Source organism: Wolbachia endosymbiont (group A) of Cydia splendana (genome assembly GCF_947179475.1).
GTDB classification, from domain to species: domain Bacteria; phylum Pseudomonadota; class Alphaproteobacteria; order Rickettsiales; family Anaplasmataceae; genus Wolbachia; species Wolbachia pipientis.
Genome location: NZ_CAMXBP010000002.1, coordinates 106507 through 122560, shown reverse-complemented (window position 1 = coordinate 122560; position 16054 = coordinate 106507). Strand labels below are relative to the sequence as shown.

Sequence of the window (16054 nt, the reverse complement as noted above, 5' to 3'; positions counted from 1 at the left end):
ATTGATTACTGAAATGACACGGTTTGCAAACATTCTGTTACTTAAGCTTAAAAAACGTGTATGATAGCGTTATTTCACTTAAATCTTTTGTATTACTATCAAGCATTATCTCAGGACCTATATAGAAAGATACGGGCATAGCTGCTTTTTGTTTTGGTAGCAACATTTGCTCTTCAAAACAAAAGCATGCAATTTTATTGAAATACTTACCTGCTTTGAAAGGCGTAACATTATACACCGCCATTCCAAATGAAGGCTGATCAGATAGATTTTTTGCGTAATAAAAAGCTAAACTTTGTTCTCCTATGTTTACATCAACATAGTTAGTTTCTGATTTAAATTCCCAAGGTAGATCGGACATTATATCAGCATTGAAATGGACCCTGATCTTTTGGTTAGTTATATTTGTTGTTGTGTTAGTTACTTTTCTTATTGTGCCACCATACCCAGTAGCTTTACAAAAAATGCTATATAGAGGCACCGATGCATATGTAAGACATATCATCGACACAACTAAAGATATTAAAAAGAAGACTATAGAATTTTTATCATTTCTCCTTAAAAAGGAGAACATTTAGCCCCTGTTATTAAGTAACCTGAGCAAACTGAGAAATATATTGATAAAGTCTAGGTAAAGACTAGTTGCACCAAGTATTGCCAGCTTAGTAGTAGCAGCTTCTGAACCATCATTATACTTGTAATAAACATCCTTGATTCTCTGAGCGTCAGATGCAGTTTTTAAAGTAAACACTATTACCGATATGAATGATATTGCAAAATCGAGTGGACCACTTCCAAGGAACAAATTCACTACAGATGCTATAATTAATCCCCAGACTCCCATTCTCAAAAAAGAGCCCATACTTGTTAGATCTCTTTTTGTGATGTTACCATACAAAGCGATAGAGCCGAACATGATTGATGTAATGAAAAATGCTCTTGCTATACTTTCTGCAGTATAAATTATGAAAATATAGGATGAAGACATTCCAATTAATACTGCAAACGCAAAAAATATGGTGAATGCAGACTGAACACTAAGATGTAGAATTTTAGGGTATACAAAAAACACTAGTACAAGTGGAGAAAATATTACTGTATACAACAGGACTGGATTAGAATGAATTACCTGAAAAAGACCTGAAAACACCGTTAGGAACGCGACAAGCCCTGTAACGCCTAAAGCTAAAGCCATATAATTATATACTTTAGTTAGGTAACTTCTAAGCCCAGCACTGTAGTAAGCGCCTTGAGAGCGAATATCCTGTTCATTTCTCATGTAAGACATAATATAACTCCTTTTATCCATTACTTAACACATTATAATATAAAACCATATTTTTATCAAGTGTTTTTATTATAAACAGCTATGCGCTGGCATTTGTTTTAATATAAATAGAATATAGGCCTATTGCTGCTGCATTTGAAACATTTAAACTGTTAATTGCATTTGACATTGGTATTTTTAAAAGATAATCACAGTTTTCTTTAACTAACCTCCGCATTCCTTTCTCTTCGGAACCAAAAATAATTACTCTTTTTTTCTCAAAACTCTTTATTTCATCTATATTTTCTTTAGTATTGCAATCAAACCCATAACACCAGTAACCGACCTTTTTTAAATACTGCATAGTTTTTACTATATTTGTAACGTATATTAGTGGGACAATATCCAATGCTCCACTTGCTGCTTTTGCAATAGATGCATTTTCACTTGGTGAATGGTTATGTGGTAAAACCAATGCGTCGACATTAAAACAAGCTGAAGTTCTTAAAATCGACCCAATATTGTGCGTGTCAGTGACTTGATCTAAAATGACTATAGTAGAGCTATCGTTCGAGCTTTCAGCTATTTCTTCAATGCTTAAGTTATAAAGAATAGGGGCAACATTTAAAGCAATTCCCTGATGGTTAGCACCTTTGGGTAAAACGTCATTAAGTATTTTGCTTTCTACTAATCGAACTTTAATGCCCTTACTGTCTACACATTGCCTAATTTCTTTTTTGTGCTCTCTATAGAAATTTTCTGTTGCTAACAGTTCTATACACCGCCTATTTTTATTCTTCAGTGCTGACATGCAGGTGTGCTTTCCATACAGCCAAAAATTCTCATTAGTTTTTGACGATTTCATCGTATTATTGAAAATCGGGTTTTTATAGAATAAGCAACATTTTACTATGTTTGGATATTGTTGTAAAATTATACAATTCGATTAATGCGTTTATGTCGGACAATGAGTTGGATTGGCAAAAAAATGTTAAGCCAATAGAATGTGGAAAAGTTACTTTGAAAGTTGATCATAAAGTAAATATAAAGTCTATGGTTGATAAAGGTACCTCCGACTTACAAGGGAATTTTCTTAATACCAATAATAGTAACTCATCATTTTGTCTTGACCAAAACACAAAATCAAAAGTTGATAGGGGTAAATATTTTATAAGCGATAAGCTCGATTTGCATGGCTATAATATAGAGGATGCTTACTGTAAATTGATAGATTTTATTATCAAAAATTATCGAGCAGGAAATAGATGTTTATTGGTAATTACGGGATACGGCAGTGCAACAAACAAAACAGACACTATAAAGAGTAACTTAAATAAATGGTTAAATGACACTAAAATCCAGCATATGGTTCTATACTACCAACAAGCTACGAAAAAACATGGTGGTAAAGGGGCTTTTTATGTTTTATTAAGAAGGAATAAAAACCTTGAGTCCTGATACTTAAAATTCCTTTTAAGCCTTAATTTTTCTTGTATAACCATACAGTGTTCGGCAGCGCGTGACGCACAACTGTGCGAACATTGTGATTTGGGTCTACCAGGAAGGATGTCTCCCAGTACCTCTTTTCCCGTCATCCCGCTACGTGTTAGCGGGATCTCATTTCACTTTATGAGGGTGTCATCCGAGTAGCCCCTTTCTCGTCATCCCGCTACGTGTTAGCGGGATCTCATTTCACTTTACGAGGGTGTCATCCGAATAGCTTGACTACTTGGATCCAGATTGGATACTGAGTTGGTGAGTATAAAAGTATAGCTTCTACGTCATACCGCCGCGGTATCTCAGCCGCTAACAAGTAGCGGGGTGACGAGTTACTATACCGCTGCGAACCGTCATACCGCGATTTATTCCATAGCTGTACGAACATTCATTTTTGAAGGTAAACTGCACAGCAAATGGTGTCATTCCAGTGCTTGACACTGGAATCCAGCCGGCTTTGTTGCATCGCTAGCTATGATGGATTAAAGATAAAAAAGGTGGAGAATATCAGTAGCTTATTATTCTGGTATTTATAACAAGAACGGTCAGTGAATACCTAAATTTGAGTAAAAGAAATTTCACTACCACTCACTAATCCGGCTAAAATTCAAGAATTTCAATGCTTTAGCTATTTTCAATAGAATTAAATTTATTAATATAAATAACAAGTTACTATTCTTAAATTTGATCAGATTGATTGCAAAAAAAACAAGATTTTCAATAAGTTGCTTATAATCCTAATTATAGTTAGCCTTTCATAAGTAGCGATGCAACAAAGCCATTCCAGCGTCACGCGCTGCCATGTGATATACAATTTCCTTCGAATTACAACGTACGTGCGCTCTATATGCACTTGATTGACAAATGCTCTCTTATCAAAATCTCAAGAATCTGCACTATATTTAATGCTGCGCCTTTGCGCAGGTTGTCAGCCACTATCCACATATTTAATCCGTGCTCAACAGTATTGTCTCTTCTAATACGCGATACATATACAGCATTCTCCTGTACAACATCAATTTGAGTTATGTATTCACTATCTTCACGCCTGTTGTACACTAAAACTCCACTATCTTCGGCTTCACTTAGCACTTCACGAGCTTGTTCTTCAGTGATATGTTGATCAAATTCCACATTTACTGCCATAGCGTGACCGATAAAGACGGGTACCCTTACACAAGTTGCAGTAACTTTTATATCTTCCTCTAAAATTTTTTTTGTCTCCTCTTGCATTTTCCATTCCTCTTCTGTAGAGCCATTTTCCATGAATTCTCCTACATGGGGAATGCAATTGAATGCTATTTGCTTAGAGAATATCTTGGGTTTTTTAGCTTCGTTCATAAAGATTTTTTTTGTCTGGTCATAGAGCTCATCCATTGCTGCTTTGCCTGCACCAGAAGTTGATTGATAAGTTGAAGCAACGATTCTCTTTATTTTTGCTTTTTGGTGTAATAGATGTAGTACTAGCAGCATCTGTATTGTAGTACAGTTTGGATTGGATATTATGTTGTGGTTTTTATATTCCATAATTTTTTCTTTATTAATCTCTGGAATAATGAGTGGCACACCCTCTTTCATTCTAAAATGGGAACTGTTATCTATCACGATGCATCCAGCCTGTGTTGCAATTGGTACATACTCTTCAGAAACATGAGATCCAGCACAGAAAATGGCTACATTAGTTCCAACGAAGTCATAATCCTCAAGGCATAAAACTGTTAACTCTTTGTCACCAAAGCTCACCTTCTTCCCTTCTGATTTTTTCGATGCAAGTGCAATAACGCAATCTATCGCCTCATCTTGAAATTCAGCAAGCGTGCTTAATACCTCACGCCCTACTCTTCCGGTTGCTCCAATAACAGCAATTTTGTATCTCATATAGATGAACCTCTAATTTTAAAGTTCTATTATATTTTTACTGACAAAATTTACAATTGTTTTAATATTTTTACCTTGCAATTAATTGTAATTTAGCTATTATTATGCAATATTAGTAATATTACATAATGAAATGAAAGATGAGTAAGGAATACGATGAAACTAAGGTTAAACCTGCAATGTCTACACCTCAAGGGCCTGAAGGAACCAATGGATCAAAGGCCCAAAGTGTTCTTTCGAATAAAAGAAAGCCTACAATAAATTTTGATGATAAAAAGTATGGTGTAAAAACCTCTAAAATAGACCAACAGTCTCTAAACAAAAGACAAGAATCTTCAAAGCTAAGAGATCTCTTAAGGTCAATACCAATAATAAGGAGATTTTTAGCAAGGATTTTCACACCTGAAAAAATAGAAATCATCAGTAACCCTATATATGACAACATGGAAGCATATAAAAAATCGCAGGAAGATTACCCTAGTAAGATAAAAGATGAAACTAGTATAGATGATGAACACACAAAAGAAGTAGATAGTAAACTTGAGAAGGGTAATGTTGAACAAGTGGACAACAAGAAAAGTCGTAGTTCATAAATATCAATCATTTAAAAATTATCTCTAGTTATAACATTGTATCTGTTCAGATGCATGGCTCATGTACAAATATTGAAACAAAAATTCCAGTGCTCCTTTCTCGTCATCCCAGTGCGTGACACTTGTATCTTTATGATGTGAGGCATTAGAGCTAAAATACCTCACAGGGAGGGTGAAGCTGATGCGACACTAATGCCATTAAGCCAGATTTTGCTTCCCTCCCATAGAGTTAAAGACTGAACAGTATCTTTTGGAATTATATCCCGTATTACAAGGTTAGTCTAAACTCTCAGTTTATTTATAGTCTTGGAGGCAATTTTATGCAAGTAAATGCTATTTTGGGTGTGGATATTTCAAAAAAGAAATTTGATGTTTGTTTGTTAGTGGACAGTAAAAAACGACACAAAGTCTTTCAAAATAATCAAGATGGTTTTGCAAAACTTGTAGTTTGGTGCAATGGCCATGGAGCAAATCTTACTCATTTATGTCTTGAAGCAACTAGTTGGTATGGAGAAGATTTGGCTACTTTTATGCACGATTTAGGACATAATGTCAGTATAGTAAACCCAGAAAGCTTTTGGCAAAAGTGAGCTGCTCAGAAATAAGACAGATAAATCAGATGTAGCTATGATAGCTAGATTTTGTATCGCCAACAAACCTGCTCTTTGGAAGCCCATTGCACCTGAAATGAGGCATTTGAGGGAGCTTTACCGTTGCATGCAATCGCTAAAAGATGATAAGGTGCAACAGACAAATCGCTTGGAAAACAAAAATATGCATTCCAGTTGCAAAGAAGCTATATCTAAAGTAATTTTGGCAATAGAGGAGCAAATTATTGTTCTCGAAAAAGAAATTAATGAGCATATAAATAACTATCCACATCTAAAAAATATGGTGGAAAACCTTAAGACTATAAAAGGTATAGGATATCTTACTGCTGTTGCTGTTGTCGCAGAAATGCCATCAGTTGATAACTTTGACAATGCTAAACAATTTACAGCTTTTGCTGGTCTAAATCCAGGACATTATCAATCGGGATCGTCAGTAAGTAAGAGAAGTTGCATATGCAAAATAGGATCTGAGCGTATTCGAAAAGCTCTTTATATGCCAGCTATAGTAGTCAAAAACCATAATAATCATTTTCAAAAGTTTTGTCAGCGTCTAGCAAGTAAAGGCAAATGTCCAAAAGTCATAGTTCTTGCGTTAATGCGAAAATTAATGCATGTCTTTTTTGGTATTCTTAAAAATAATCAACCATTTAATTGTAATTTTGTTGGATAATTTGTTTGACAGCAGAGACAGTATCTGGGATCCAGATTGGGCACTAAGTTGGTAAACACGAAAGCGATTAATCCTTTACAACGTTTTTGATGGAACTGCGCGAAAGAACTGGATGCCAGTGTCACGCACTGGCATGACACCCATTTCTTCCTATAGTTGTCTTTTCTCGTCTACCTTATTTTGCCACTCTGCTGAACAGATACATAACATTTGCTATACAGAAACTCTGCGATACCAAAATAAATAAAGAGGTACGCCACTTGCAGTGAATAAGCTTGCGATCAGCAAGGTATTCACAGAAGTTTCAAATATTACCCAGCAGCAAAAGGTTGTTGCTATACTGCCAATTAAAAATTTGTAACAACTCTTTTCTTGCACAATAACTTTGAGAAAAGCAAGACTGCATGCAAGGTAAACAAATAAAAATGAAACTACAGAAAAGTCGATAATTGATGTGATCTGCTTAGCAAAATTGTTGCTTGAAGTGAGGATTAGTAAAGTTGCAGTTCCAACTGAGCTAGTTGTTATGCCCCAGAAAGGAGAACCGTGCTTGTTTCTTTGAGCAAAAAACTGTGGCATCAGTTTATCTTTTGCAAGGCCAAGGGCCACTTGTCCACTAGCTAGTACCCAAGCGTTTAAAGTACCAACACAAAAAATGAACGCAGTTATAGAAATAATCAAGTGCCAATTGCCAGAGGCCATAATTTTTATTGCGTCAACATATGGTGCTCTTGAACTTGCTAAATCATTGCCATTTATTAATCCCATAATTGCAAGATTGTTGATAAAATACACAACAGCAACAGAGATTGTTCCAAGTACCACAGCTCTTGGTATTGTTCTAGCTGGATTATCAACTGACCCTGCAGGTGCTGTTGCCAATTCAACTCCAATAAAACCCCATAGAGTAATAAGTGTAGAACGGGCAAGAATCTGCGATGTTGTAAGATTTGATATTTCTTCACTTATGATGAAGTTATTTCTATCAAAAAAAAACAATGCTGCTATAGGTATTACAAGCAATACAGAAATTTTTATCACCGTCAATAAAAACTCAACACGTCCAGCAGTAGCTACTCCTCTAAAATTTATTAGTGTAATAATTGTAAGTAATAACATCTCTAAAAACAGATGTACGTTTTGAATATCTTCATGGAAAAATGGTGTAAGATAACCAACACCCACAACTATTACGGCTGTTGTGCTAACCCATGAGATCACCCAATACGTCCAACCAACAAAAAAAGCTGCAGCAGGGCCAAAAGCATGCTTTACATAGACGTGAGGGCCACCCGTTTCCGGAAATTTTGCGCAGAGTGAGGCAAAAACTAAAGCAAGAGATATAGCACCAAGCCCTGATATTATCCAGCTTATAAGGCTATACATGCCATATGGAGCAAGGCTAATTGGAAGCATAAAAATTCCAGAGCCAATTTGGCTGCTAATCACTAAGGCAAAAATAGCCCAAAAACCTATTTTATTTGACACAATAATTCTTATCTAAATAGATTAACAATATACCCTAAACTCAGAAATTTCAATTGATCTTTTAACATAAAAACTTGCATTTTTTTCAATTTATTCCTAAAATAGATTATATTAACAGATTATTAAGAGGGGGTTATGAATCCGAGATTAAAAGCATTTTTGGTTGTTTGTAGTATTATTGCATTTTTGATTGCACTTTTGTTTCTCGTGTATTATTTAAATCTTCTTGTTAACTATATCCTTGACCCGATTCTAGTTCGTCCCTTTGAAAGATTATACAAAAACTTAATTGTTGATGGTCTTTATGCCTATTTATCTACAAGCACTTCTAGCCCTGCACTAGCATTTTTGGCTACAGGTTTTATTGTTATTGCTGCGTTTATTTGCCTGAATAAAATGCTTCTTCCCTTGCAAGAGAAGATCATAAACAACTATACCTCCTTTAAAAACAACAATATTGATAGCAATAGCATGTTGTTTGAGGTTTATAAAGATCCAACAATAAAATTAAAGGACAAAATCTTATTCTTCAGTATACACTTGATATATTACCTACAGCTTCCATTTTTGTATATTGCATCAAGGGTATCAGCTCTACGTGGGTTTCTTATATTTAATTTTGGTTTATTATTGTTAAATTATGCACTGCTAATTCCAGTAGCACTTCTTGAGTTAATAAAATATCCATCAGTAAAACTCTTTTCACCTTTGGGTTTGAATGTAAAGCAGCTAAGCTTTTTGTTTAATGTAAGTGATGTGGGCACTGGTAGTCAAAGTGTTCATACTAGAAGTTTTGAGGAAAGTGTCATAAACTGCGCTGAAGAACTAAAACAGAAATTTGGAACTCAACCAAATGTACTCAATAAAGAGTTTGAAGACTACATAAATAATTCAGATGAGCTTACAACTGAGCAAAAAGAGCAATTAAAACTTTATCTTAACTTTAATGGTTCCAATGAAGCAGCTTGGCAAGAATCAAAAACTGGACTAACTCTCACACAAGCTGCAAACTTAGTTTCAACTGCTGCTAAGAATCAAAAATCAGATGTGAATTCACTATTACTAATGAATTTAAAGGATGGACTTGGTTTATGTACTCTGGGAATGTTCGATCGTATTATTTATTCGCTTAGTTGTCTTGAAGCGAAAAATAATTTCTTGGTTCAAATAAATGGAGCAGTGAACGTATTAACACCTAAATTTACTGAAAGATTTTTAAAAGAATATTGCAATTATAAAAAATTAAAAATTTTGGTAGACAAGTTTGAAGATTTTTACTCCGAAGATTATGCGGATAAAAATAATATAAGCGATGAGGTGAAGAGCAACATTAACCAATCAATAATAGAAATAAGAGAATTTGTCTTTAAAGAGCTTTACATAAAATTTTACGAAGAGTATGGAAAAAGTATTCAAAGAGGTGCCATAAAGCAAAAATTAAGGGAATTAGTTACAGATGATAGTATAAAGGAAGCAGTGTATTATTCAATGTATAATATAGAAATCCCTGCAGAACCACCTACTTATCTTGAAAGAGTAAAAGCATTTTTTGGAGGTCATGCAAGGTCTCCTGCTGCTTAGTGGTGGGCTCATGTCATGGTAGAAAATTTTGACTTTAGCTAAAAAAATTACTTCCGCATACTTGAAACCTCATTATAATGACAATTAGAGATGTTTCTCGAGCTCAAAATTTGTCTCCGTCTGCAGACTTTTCATTTAAATTTCAGTTAAAAATGTGGCGTATCTTCTTCAGTGTATGTGGGTGCACACGCATACTTAATCTCTGCCCAATGTGCGTTGCATTTTTTCTGAATCTTGTTCATATGGGGGATTCTATGCCTAAAATTCCAGACACTTGACTTTAGCTAAAAACCAACTGGCGCCTATGGTTTTTTATAGTTTTATCTTCCCTTTTCTGAATGGCTTGCAAGCTGCTATCTCTACAAAAACTATGTTTTTCTTCAGAAGAGAGTTATATTGTAACTATGGACAAAATAATCATAAAAAAATTTGGTGGGACTTCGCTAACTGATTTAAACCGAGTTGCAAATTTGATAAAAAACGATATTGAGAAAGGTTGTAATGTAATCGTTGTTGTATCTGCTGTTGCAGGATTTACTGACCAAATGGCTTTTCAGGCTAGGCAAATCTCAAATTTAAGTTGCAGACAAGAGTTATCAGAGTATGACGTTATGCTTTCAGCAGGAGAACAAATCTCTTGCGGTCTATTAGCTATCACTCTCCAATCGATCGGAGTTAATGCTAAATCGTGGCTTGCCTGGCAGTTACCAATTGTAACTGATGATTTTTATTCTGAGTCTAAAATAAAAACAATAAAGATTGACCGTGTGAAAAGATCTTTTGCTGAGGGTTATACTGCTGCGATCATTGCTGGTTTTCAGGGTATAAATGATGATAGAATCACTACTTTTGGAAGAGGAGGCTCTGATATATCAGCAGTTGCCTTCGCGGTAGCCTTTGGTGTTAGAATTTGCGAAATTTTTACTGATATTGATGGAATATATACAGCAGACCCGAGAATTGTTCCAAAGGCACGCAAGCTCAAATTTATCTCTTACGATGAAATGTTGGAAATGTCGTCATCTGGTGCTAAAATACTGCATAATCGTTCAGTACAACTTGCAATGAAACATAACATTAAAGTGCAAGTGCTATCCACTTTTAAGGAAGTAGAAGGCACCACAGTGCTACACAAAAGGGATGTACTAGAGAGATACTTAATTACTGGAATAACTTATAGCACTAATGAAGCTCTTGTAACTTTCACTAACCTTGCAAATAACTTGCGTACTTTAAGAGATATAGCAGGAGCAAACGTTAAAATTGATATGATACATGGGTCAAGTTTTGTTATCTCCAAATTTGATATTGATTTAATGGAAAAGTTACTGAATAAGAATGAAAATTATGCTATAAACGATAATGTAGCTAAAATTTCAATAATTGGTATTGGTGTTATGTCTAACACTGAAGTGATGCACCGCACACTCAAGGTTTTAAGCGAAAAAAAGATAGAAATACTTGCTATCACAACATCTGAAATCAAAATCAGTATAATTGTTCAAAAAGAATGCGCTGTAGCTTTAGTCAAAGATTTACATACTGAGTATGAGCTTGATATGCAGCACTAGGATAGGCTTGACGTCCAGTTGTCTAAGAGTATGTCTTGAAAAGGAATGAGGAAAAAAATATGATAGTGTAAGTAAAAAATAGGAGGGAAAATTGTATCCAAGTGATATAAGTGATAAGGAATGGGAAATTTTGGAGCCACATGTTGCACAAGGAAAGATAGGGAGGCCAAGAAAGCACAATATCAGAACAATTATTAATGCAATAAGGTATATAATGAGAGGTGGTTGTCAATGGAGAATGCTGCCGAAAGATTTTCCTCCATGGAAGACGGTGTATGACTATTTTCTCAGGTGACGTAGTAATGGCAAATTGGAAAAAATACATAATATGCTAGTAAAAGAGGTAAGAAAAATGTTTGGTAAAAATGAAACACCTTCAGTAGGAATAATTGACAGTCAATCAGTAAAAACCACTCAAAAAGGGGATCCAGAGGATATGATGCTGAAAAAAAAATAAAGGGTAGAAAACGTCATATTGTTGTAGATACAGTGGGCTTAATTATTGCGGCTGATGTTCATAGTGCAAGTGTTCAAGATCGTGATGGTGCTCTAAATCTTTTCACTCAAGCTAAATACAAGGCTCCAACTTTACGTAAGTTTTTTGCTGATCAAGGATACATAGCAAAACCGCTGTTTATTGGAGACAGGATACGATTACCAAGAAAGCTGTTGATGTTACAGGATTTTTCGACAATCTGGACCACAATTTAGCACTGCAGGCTATCAAGAAGCACACAGACTGCAAATGGGTCATACTGTATGTTGAAAGGTGGATGAAATCCCCTATTCAGCAAGCAGATGGCAGTAAGGTAGTTAGGGAAAAAAGGAGTTCCGCAAGGAGGTTCAATAAGCCCAATCATTTCAAACATATTTATGCACCATGCATTTGATATATGGATGAAACAAAATCACCCAACAGTACCATTTGAAAGATATGTGGATGATGCGATAGTGCACTGCAGAACTAAAAGACAGGCAGAATTTATGCGAGCAGCAATTGAAGAAAGATTGGCACAATGTAAGCTAAAATTCCAACCTGATACCAATGCCATTCCAAAACTCCATCATTATACTGCCTTAGTATAACCTTCTCACTTCTATTGTCTATTTGTTTGTTATGTAATAGAAATTGTTATGAGATTGAAGAATTAAGTGTGAACGGTTACAGAATTTTTGCCAGGAGAAACATATAGTTAAAGTAATTCAGATTTGTAAGATATGTTTATCTGCAATTATAGCTTCAACAGTAGGCAATGTTGCTTTTAATTACCTCAACATTTTCTCTTGGCAATTCTTTAATGAACCGAGAAGTGCGCATCGGTTGCCACTGGTTGTTAATTTCCCTCCTATCTGCACATGAAATGATTAACCTTTCTTTGGCTCTGGTTATGCCAACATATGCGAGTCTCCTTTCTTCTTCTAAAGCTTTACCACTTTTGTCATCAAAAGATCTTTGATGAGGAAATAATCCCTCTTCCCAACCAGGTAGAAACACGCACGGGAATTCAAGTCCTTTGGCTGCATGAAGAGTCATAACATATACGGTGTCATCGTTATTCATATTATCCACTTCCATCACCAAACTTATGTGCTCCAAGAAAGTTGTGGCATTATCGAAATTTTTTAAAGATGAGATGAGCTCCTTGACATTTTCTATTCGTGCTAAGCCTGTTACCTCCTCATTTTCAAGCATTTCAATATACCCTGATTGGTTTGCTACGATTTTAACGAATTCATGCAGTGGTTTTACGCTTACTATTTCTTCCCAAGCTTTAATTTTATTTAAAAAATCATTTAGTGAGAGTTTAATTCTTTCGGTTACTTGATTACTATTAACTAATATTTTTGCTGCCTCAAAAAAAGAAATTTTGTTATCCTGAGCAGTCGTGTATATTTTCTTTAGAGTTGTAGCTCCTATGCTTCTTTTTGGCCGGTTTACGATCCTTTCGAAAGCTAAGTCATCGTTATTGTTTGTAACGAGTCTTAAATATGCAATTATATCCCTGACTTCCTGACGTTCGTAGAATTTTACGCCACTTATAATCTTGTAGGGAATTGAATATTTTATAAAATACTCTTCGAGAACTCTAGTTTGAAAAGTGGCCCTTACCAGCACTGCAATGTCACTAAATCTGTATTTATTGAGCTTTAATATCTGTTCGCTTATGAACCTTGCTTCAGCTTTTCCGTCCCATAATTTTATTAGATTTACCTTTTCCCCTTCAATGTTTGTTGTCCACAATTTTTTTTCTAAGCGAGTCTTATTGTGATTGATAACATATGACGCAGTTGCAAGTATGTGGGATGTTGACCTGTAGTTACACTCTAGTTTAACGGTTTTTGCATTTTTAAAATCATCAGAAAACTTCAAAATATTTTCAACTTCTGCACCACGCCAACTATATATCGACTGGTCATCATCTCCTACACAGCAAATATTTGAGTGCTCTTTTGCAAGGTATTTTAGCCAAAGATATTGTATCGCATTTGTATCTTGATATTCATCTACCATGACATATTTAAACTTGTTTTGGTAGTAGGACAGAACTTCGGTCTTTTGATTAAAGAGTTGTATGTTATATAGCAATAAGTCACCAAAATCGACAGAGTTAAGGAATCTCAACCTTTCCTGATACTGGTGATAGACTTTGAGTGCAGTTACGTACACTGGCCTAAATGATTGAATATCTTCCACTTCAGATGGCAATAAGCACTTCTCTTTCCATTGCTGAATAATATTCATAATGGTCTTACATTTTTCTGATAGGTAATCAGGGCTTATTTCATTGATAATATTTTTTATTACCTGTAATTGGTCATCCACACCAATGATTGTAAAATTGGGGTTTAAGCCCACAATTTCTGCGTGCAGGCGCAAAATTTTTGCTGCAATTGCATGGAAAGTGCCAAGCCATGGTATGTTTGTGCCCGTTAGCTCAAGTACCCTTGATACCATCTCATTTGCTGCTTTATTTGTGAATGTAACAGCTAATATTTCATCAGAATAAGCGTGACCATTTCTAATTATGTGTGCTATTCTTGAAGTAATCGTTCTTGTTTTTCCGGTTCCGGCTCCTGCCAATATTAAAACCGGTCCATCTATGTTAGTTACAGCTGATTGTTGTTCTGGATTTAGCAGTGAGAGATAATCGTTCATCGTAGCCCTATAGATTATAACTTCGTAAAGTTAAACCTATGATTGAAATATTGTAAAGGTTTTATTGAATAGAACAGTTAAAGAATGCTTCACTCAAGTACTACATATTTAAACGTAGGTTTTACATCTATTTTGTTTTAGTAGTTTCAGGTGTATGTCGAGTAACAACAACTTGATTTGAGGTATTGGCACCAGAACTTCTGCTTGTTGGGTGGATAAGTGGAGTTTGGAATGGCTTATATGTACGGTTTAGTTCCTTCATTTCTATTTCTTCAACTTCAACAAGGGGTTTTTCTTTTGGGGTATAGCGATTATGCGTTGCAGGTCGTTCAGTGAGATTTTCATATGTTTCTTTCAACCAAGTTCCGATATCATACATAAATCCATACGCTTTTTCTTTAAATTCTCTCAATGATCTACTGAAACTTGCTAGTGTGTTATTAAAGTAAATTGTCATATAGTCTCTTGTGGTGTATTGATAACTTTCTCCATCTAGTCTGCTACTTTGTGCGTTATACCAATTCTCATTACTAGTGAATCAAATAAGCGGCATTGCAGAGTTTTTTAATTGTGGAGTGAGAAAGAGAGGTAATAAATTTGCACAAAGCGCTCTCAAGCAAAGCAATTGTGTCGTAGATTTTGTTACGCAAAATGTTCTGTTTTATATATAACCAAAACCTCTCAACAGGATTGAGGTCAGGTGAGTATGGTGGTAGGTATATAATGTCGATATTTTTAGGTACTTTTAAATTTTTTGACTTATGCCAACTAGCACAATCCATGATAAGAAATGCCTCCCTTGTTCCTAAATATTGTGACATCTGCTCAAGGAATATATTCATACAATCAGTATTGACGTTTGAGCTAGAACTTTCTCCATTTCTGGGATTAACTGCACTATAGAGATAAAAATTTTGCCTACCTAGTTTTACCTTAACCTGTGTCCTAATGCCTTTTTTAAACCACCCGTGTCCAATCTTTGAATGTGTGCCAAACCGCGATTCATCGAAGAAAAATAGCTCTTTTTCAGGATACATGACAATAGTTTCATTAAGATTTTTTTTTAAATTCCTCTTGTTTACTTTTATCTTGTCCGTTATGCACTGGTCTTGGTGTGATATATGAGAATTTCATTCTTTGCATATTACGGTGTACTGTAGATTTGCTGATATTCAAACCAAACTTTTCTTGAATTCTTATTTTCATTTCTTTTATAGTAATATTGGGGTTTTCCTCTATCCACACCTCAACTTGTTCACGTTGACTTTGATTCAATATAGTTTTTCTACGGCGTTGAGGCGGAGCAAATAATTTTTCTTCTCTGCCAAATTTTAGGTCATGCAGTAAGTGCCTTTCTTGAAATGCAGCATATCTTTGCTACGGCTGTTATACTGTGCTTTTTTGCTGCAATTACAGCATTTAGTTTTTTTGCAACATATGCGTTATTTCTTACTTTCTTCAGCATTTCTTTTGCTGATTCCACCACTTTTTCATCCAATAATTTTGATCTTAATGCCATTTAAACCTCGCTACTTTACTTACTTCAGTATGGCTTTTTTTCTATTATTGTCTATCCGTTACTTGTGTAGCGGGAATTGGTATTAGAACTATTGTTGCTTTTGAAATAACCAAATATGTTGTACATTTTGAGCTACCGCTGATTATTAATATACATATATTATGCATTAATAAATTAAAGTTGTCAAGAATTTTACTACTTGCACTCTGTAAAGTTTTTGTT

General features: G+C 34.9%; 14 protein-coding genes and 3 pseudogenes. 8 read left to right on the top strand and 9 right to left on the bottom strand.

Features of this window, described 5'->3' with window-relative positions; genetic code table 11:
• Positions 1-37: 37 nt before the first annotated feature.
• The 3 genes from OM961_RS06335 to rlmB form a co-directional block, all read right to left on the bottom strand.
• Positions 38-574, bottom strand: a complete 537-nt coding sequence (locus tag OM961_RS06335) for a cytochrome c oxidase assembly protein (RefSeq protein WP_264339649.1) — start codon at positions 572-574, stop codon at positions 38-40.
• Positions 575-1288, bottom strand: a complete 714-nt coding sequence (locus OM961_RS06330; protein WP_264339648.1) for a Bax inhibitor-1/YccA family protein — start codon at positions 1286-1288, stop codon at positions 575-577. It abuts the gene before it with no gap.
• 79 nt (positions 1289-1367) lie between these two features.
• Complete coding sequence (gene rlmB / locus OM961_RS06325; RefSeq protein WP_213863167.1) at positions 1368-2132, bottom strand: 23S rRNA (guanosine(2251)-2'-O)-methyltransferase RlmB; 765 nt, start codon at positions 2130-2132, stop codon at positions 1368-1370.
• 92 nt (positions 2133-2224) lie between these two features.
• Between rlmB and OM961_RS06320 the strand changes: the two genes are divergently transcribed.
• Positions 2225-2725, top strand: coding sequence for a Smr/MutS family protein (locus tag OM961_RS06320; RefSeq protein WP_319606719.1), 501 nt, complete (start codon positions 2225-2227; stop codon positions 2723-2725).
• Between the two features lie 348 nt (positions 2726-3073).
• Here OM961_RS06320 and OM961_RS06315 read toward each other — a convergent pair whose 3' ends face one another.
• Positions 3074-3205, bottom strand: coding sequence for a hypothetical protein (locus OM961_RS06315; protein WP_255356250.1), 132 nt, complete (start codon positions 3203-3205; stop codon positions 3074-3076).
• A 402-nt stretch (positions 3206-3607) separates the two neighbouring features.
• Positions 3608-4642, bottom strand: coding sequence for an aspartate-semialdehyde dehydrogenase (locus tag OM961_RS06310; RefSeq protein ID WP_010962945.1), 1035 nt, complete (start codon positions 4640-4642; stop codon positions 3608-3610).
• A 140-nt stretch (positions 4643-4782) separates the two neighbouring features.
• On the opposite strand from OM961_RS06310, the gene OM961_RS06305 reads away from it, so the two are divergent.
• Together OM961_RS06305 and OM961_RS06295 are read left to right on the top strand one after the other, a co-directional pair.
• On the top strand, positions 4783-5235 hold the full coding sequence (locus tag OM961_RS06305; RefSeq protein ID WP_015589289.1) for a hypothetical protein: 453 nt from the start codon (positions 4783-4785) through the stop codon (positions 5233-5235).
• 320 nt (positions 5236-5555) lie between these two features.
• A pseudogene (locus OM961_RS06295) lies at positions 5556-6516 on the top strand (IS110 family transposase).
• Positions 6517-6729: 213 nt separating this feature from the next.
• Here the strand turns inward: OM961_RS06295 and OM961_RS06290 are convergent.
• Positions 6730-8004 carry an APC family permease gene (locus OM961_RS06290; RefSeq protein WP_010082345.1) on the bottom strand — a complete coding sequence of 425 codons (1275 nt, stop codon included), beginning with the start codon at positions 8002-8004 and terminating at the stop codon, positions 6730-6732.
• Between the two features lie 135 nt (positions 8005-8139).
• Here OM961_RS06290 and OM961_RS06285 point away from each other — a divergent pair, with 135 nt between their 5' ends.
• The 5 genes from OM961_RS06285 to OM961_RS06270 all read left to right on the top strand — a co-directional run bounded on the left by OM961_RS06285 (position 8140) and on the right by OM961_RS06270 (position 12242).
• Positions 8140-9585, top strand: coding sequence for a hypothetical protein (locus OM961_RS06285; protein ID WP_264339646.1), 1446 nt, complete (start codon positions 8140-8142; stop codon positions 9583-9585).
• A 404-nt stretch (positions 9586-9989) separates the two neighbouring features.
• On the top strand, positions 9990-11156 hold the full coding sequence (locus OM961_RS06280; RefSeq protein ID WP_155969028.1) for an aspartate kinase: 1167 nt from the start codon (positions 9990-9992) through the stop codon (positions 11154-11156).
• Between the two features lie 91 nt (positions 11157-11247).
• Positions 11248-11451, top strand: a complete 204-nt coding sequence (locus OM961_RS06275) for an IS5 family transposase (protein ID WP_007549940.1) — start codon at positions 11248-11250, stop codon at positions 11449-11451.
• A 158-nt stretch (positions 11452-11609) separates the two neighbouring features.
• Positions 11610-11867, top strand: a complete 258-nt coding sequence (locus OM961_RS07405; protein ID WP_138264905.1) for a transposase — start codon at positions 11610-11612, stop codon at positions 11865-11867.
• Between the two features lie 162 nt (positions 11868-12029).
• Complete coding sequence (locus OM961_RS06270) at positions 12030-12242, top strand: hypothetical protein (protein WP_264339645.1); 213 nt, start codon at positions 12030-12032, stop codon at positions 12240-12242.
• A 154-nt stretch (positions 12243-12396) separates the two neighbouring features.
• Here the strand turns inward: OM961_RS06270 and OM961_RS06265 are convergent, their stop codons facing one another.
• The 3 genes and pseudogenes from OM961_RS06265 to OM961_RS06255 all read right to left on the bottom strand — a co-directional run bounded on the left by OM961_RS06265 (position 12397) and on the right by OM961_RS06255 (position 15832).
• Complete coding sequence (locus OM961_RS06265; RefSeq protein WP_155969319.1) at positions 12397-14313, bottom strand: ATP-dependent helicase; 1917 nt, start codon at positions 14311-14313, stop codon at positions 12397-12399.
• Between the two features lie 127 nt (positions 14314-14440).
• Positions 14441-14782, bottom strand: a pseudogene (locus OM961_RS06260) (WD_0964 family protein); the annotation flags it as partial.
• A gap of 61 nt (positions 14783-14843) precedes the next feature.
• Positions 14844-15832: pseudogene (locus OM961_RS06255) on the bottom strand (IS630 family transposase).
• Positions 15833-16054: the final 222 nt, after the last annotated feature.

What these genes read in the sequence shown, in the direction of transcription:
- OM961_RS06335 (WP_264339649.1), bottom strand. Translation starts at nt 574, where the DNA reads ATGTTCTCCTTTTTAAGGAGAAATGATAAAAATTCTATAGTCTTCTTT.
- OM961_RS06330 (WP_264339648.1), bottom strand. Translation starts at nt 1,288, where the DNA reads ATGTCTTACATGAGAAATGAACAGGATATTCGCTCTCAAGGCGCTTAC.
- rlmB (WP_213863167.1), bottom strand. Translation starts at nt 2,132, where the DNA reads ATGAAATCGTCAAAAACTAATGAGAATTTTTGGCTGTATGGAAAGCAC.
- OM961_RS06320 (WP_319606719.1), top strand. Translation starts at nt 2,225, where the DNA reads ATGTCGGACAATGAGTTGGATTGGCAAAAAAATGTTAAGCCAATAGAA.
- OM961_RS06310 (WP_010962945.1), bottom strand. Translation starts at nt 4,642, where the DNA reads ATGAGATACAAAATTGCTGTTATTGGAGCAACCGGAAGAGTAGGGCGT.
- OM961_RS06305 (WP_015589289.1), top strand. Translation starts at nt 4,783, where the DNA reads ATGAGTAAGGAATACGATGAAACTAAGGTTAAACCTGCAATGTCTACA.
- OM961_RS06285 (WP_264339646.1), top strand. Translation starts at nt 8,140, where the DNA reads ATGAATCCGAGATTAAAAGCATTTTTGGTTGTTTGTAGTATTATTGCA.
- OM961_RS06280 (WP_155969028.1), top strand. Translation starts at nt 9,990, where the DNA reads ATGGACAAAATAATCATAAAAAAATTTGGTGGGACTTCGCTAACTGAT.
- OM961_RS06270 (WP_264339645.1), top strand. Translation starts at nt 12,030, where the DNA reads ATGCACCATGCATTTGATATATGGATGAAACAAAATCACCCAACAGTA.
- OM961_RS06265 (WP_155969319.1), bottom strand. Translation starts at nt 14,313, where the DNA reads ATGAACGATTATCTCTCACTGCTAAATCCAGAACAACAATCAGCTGTA.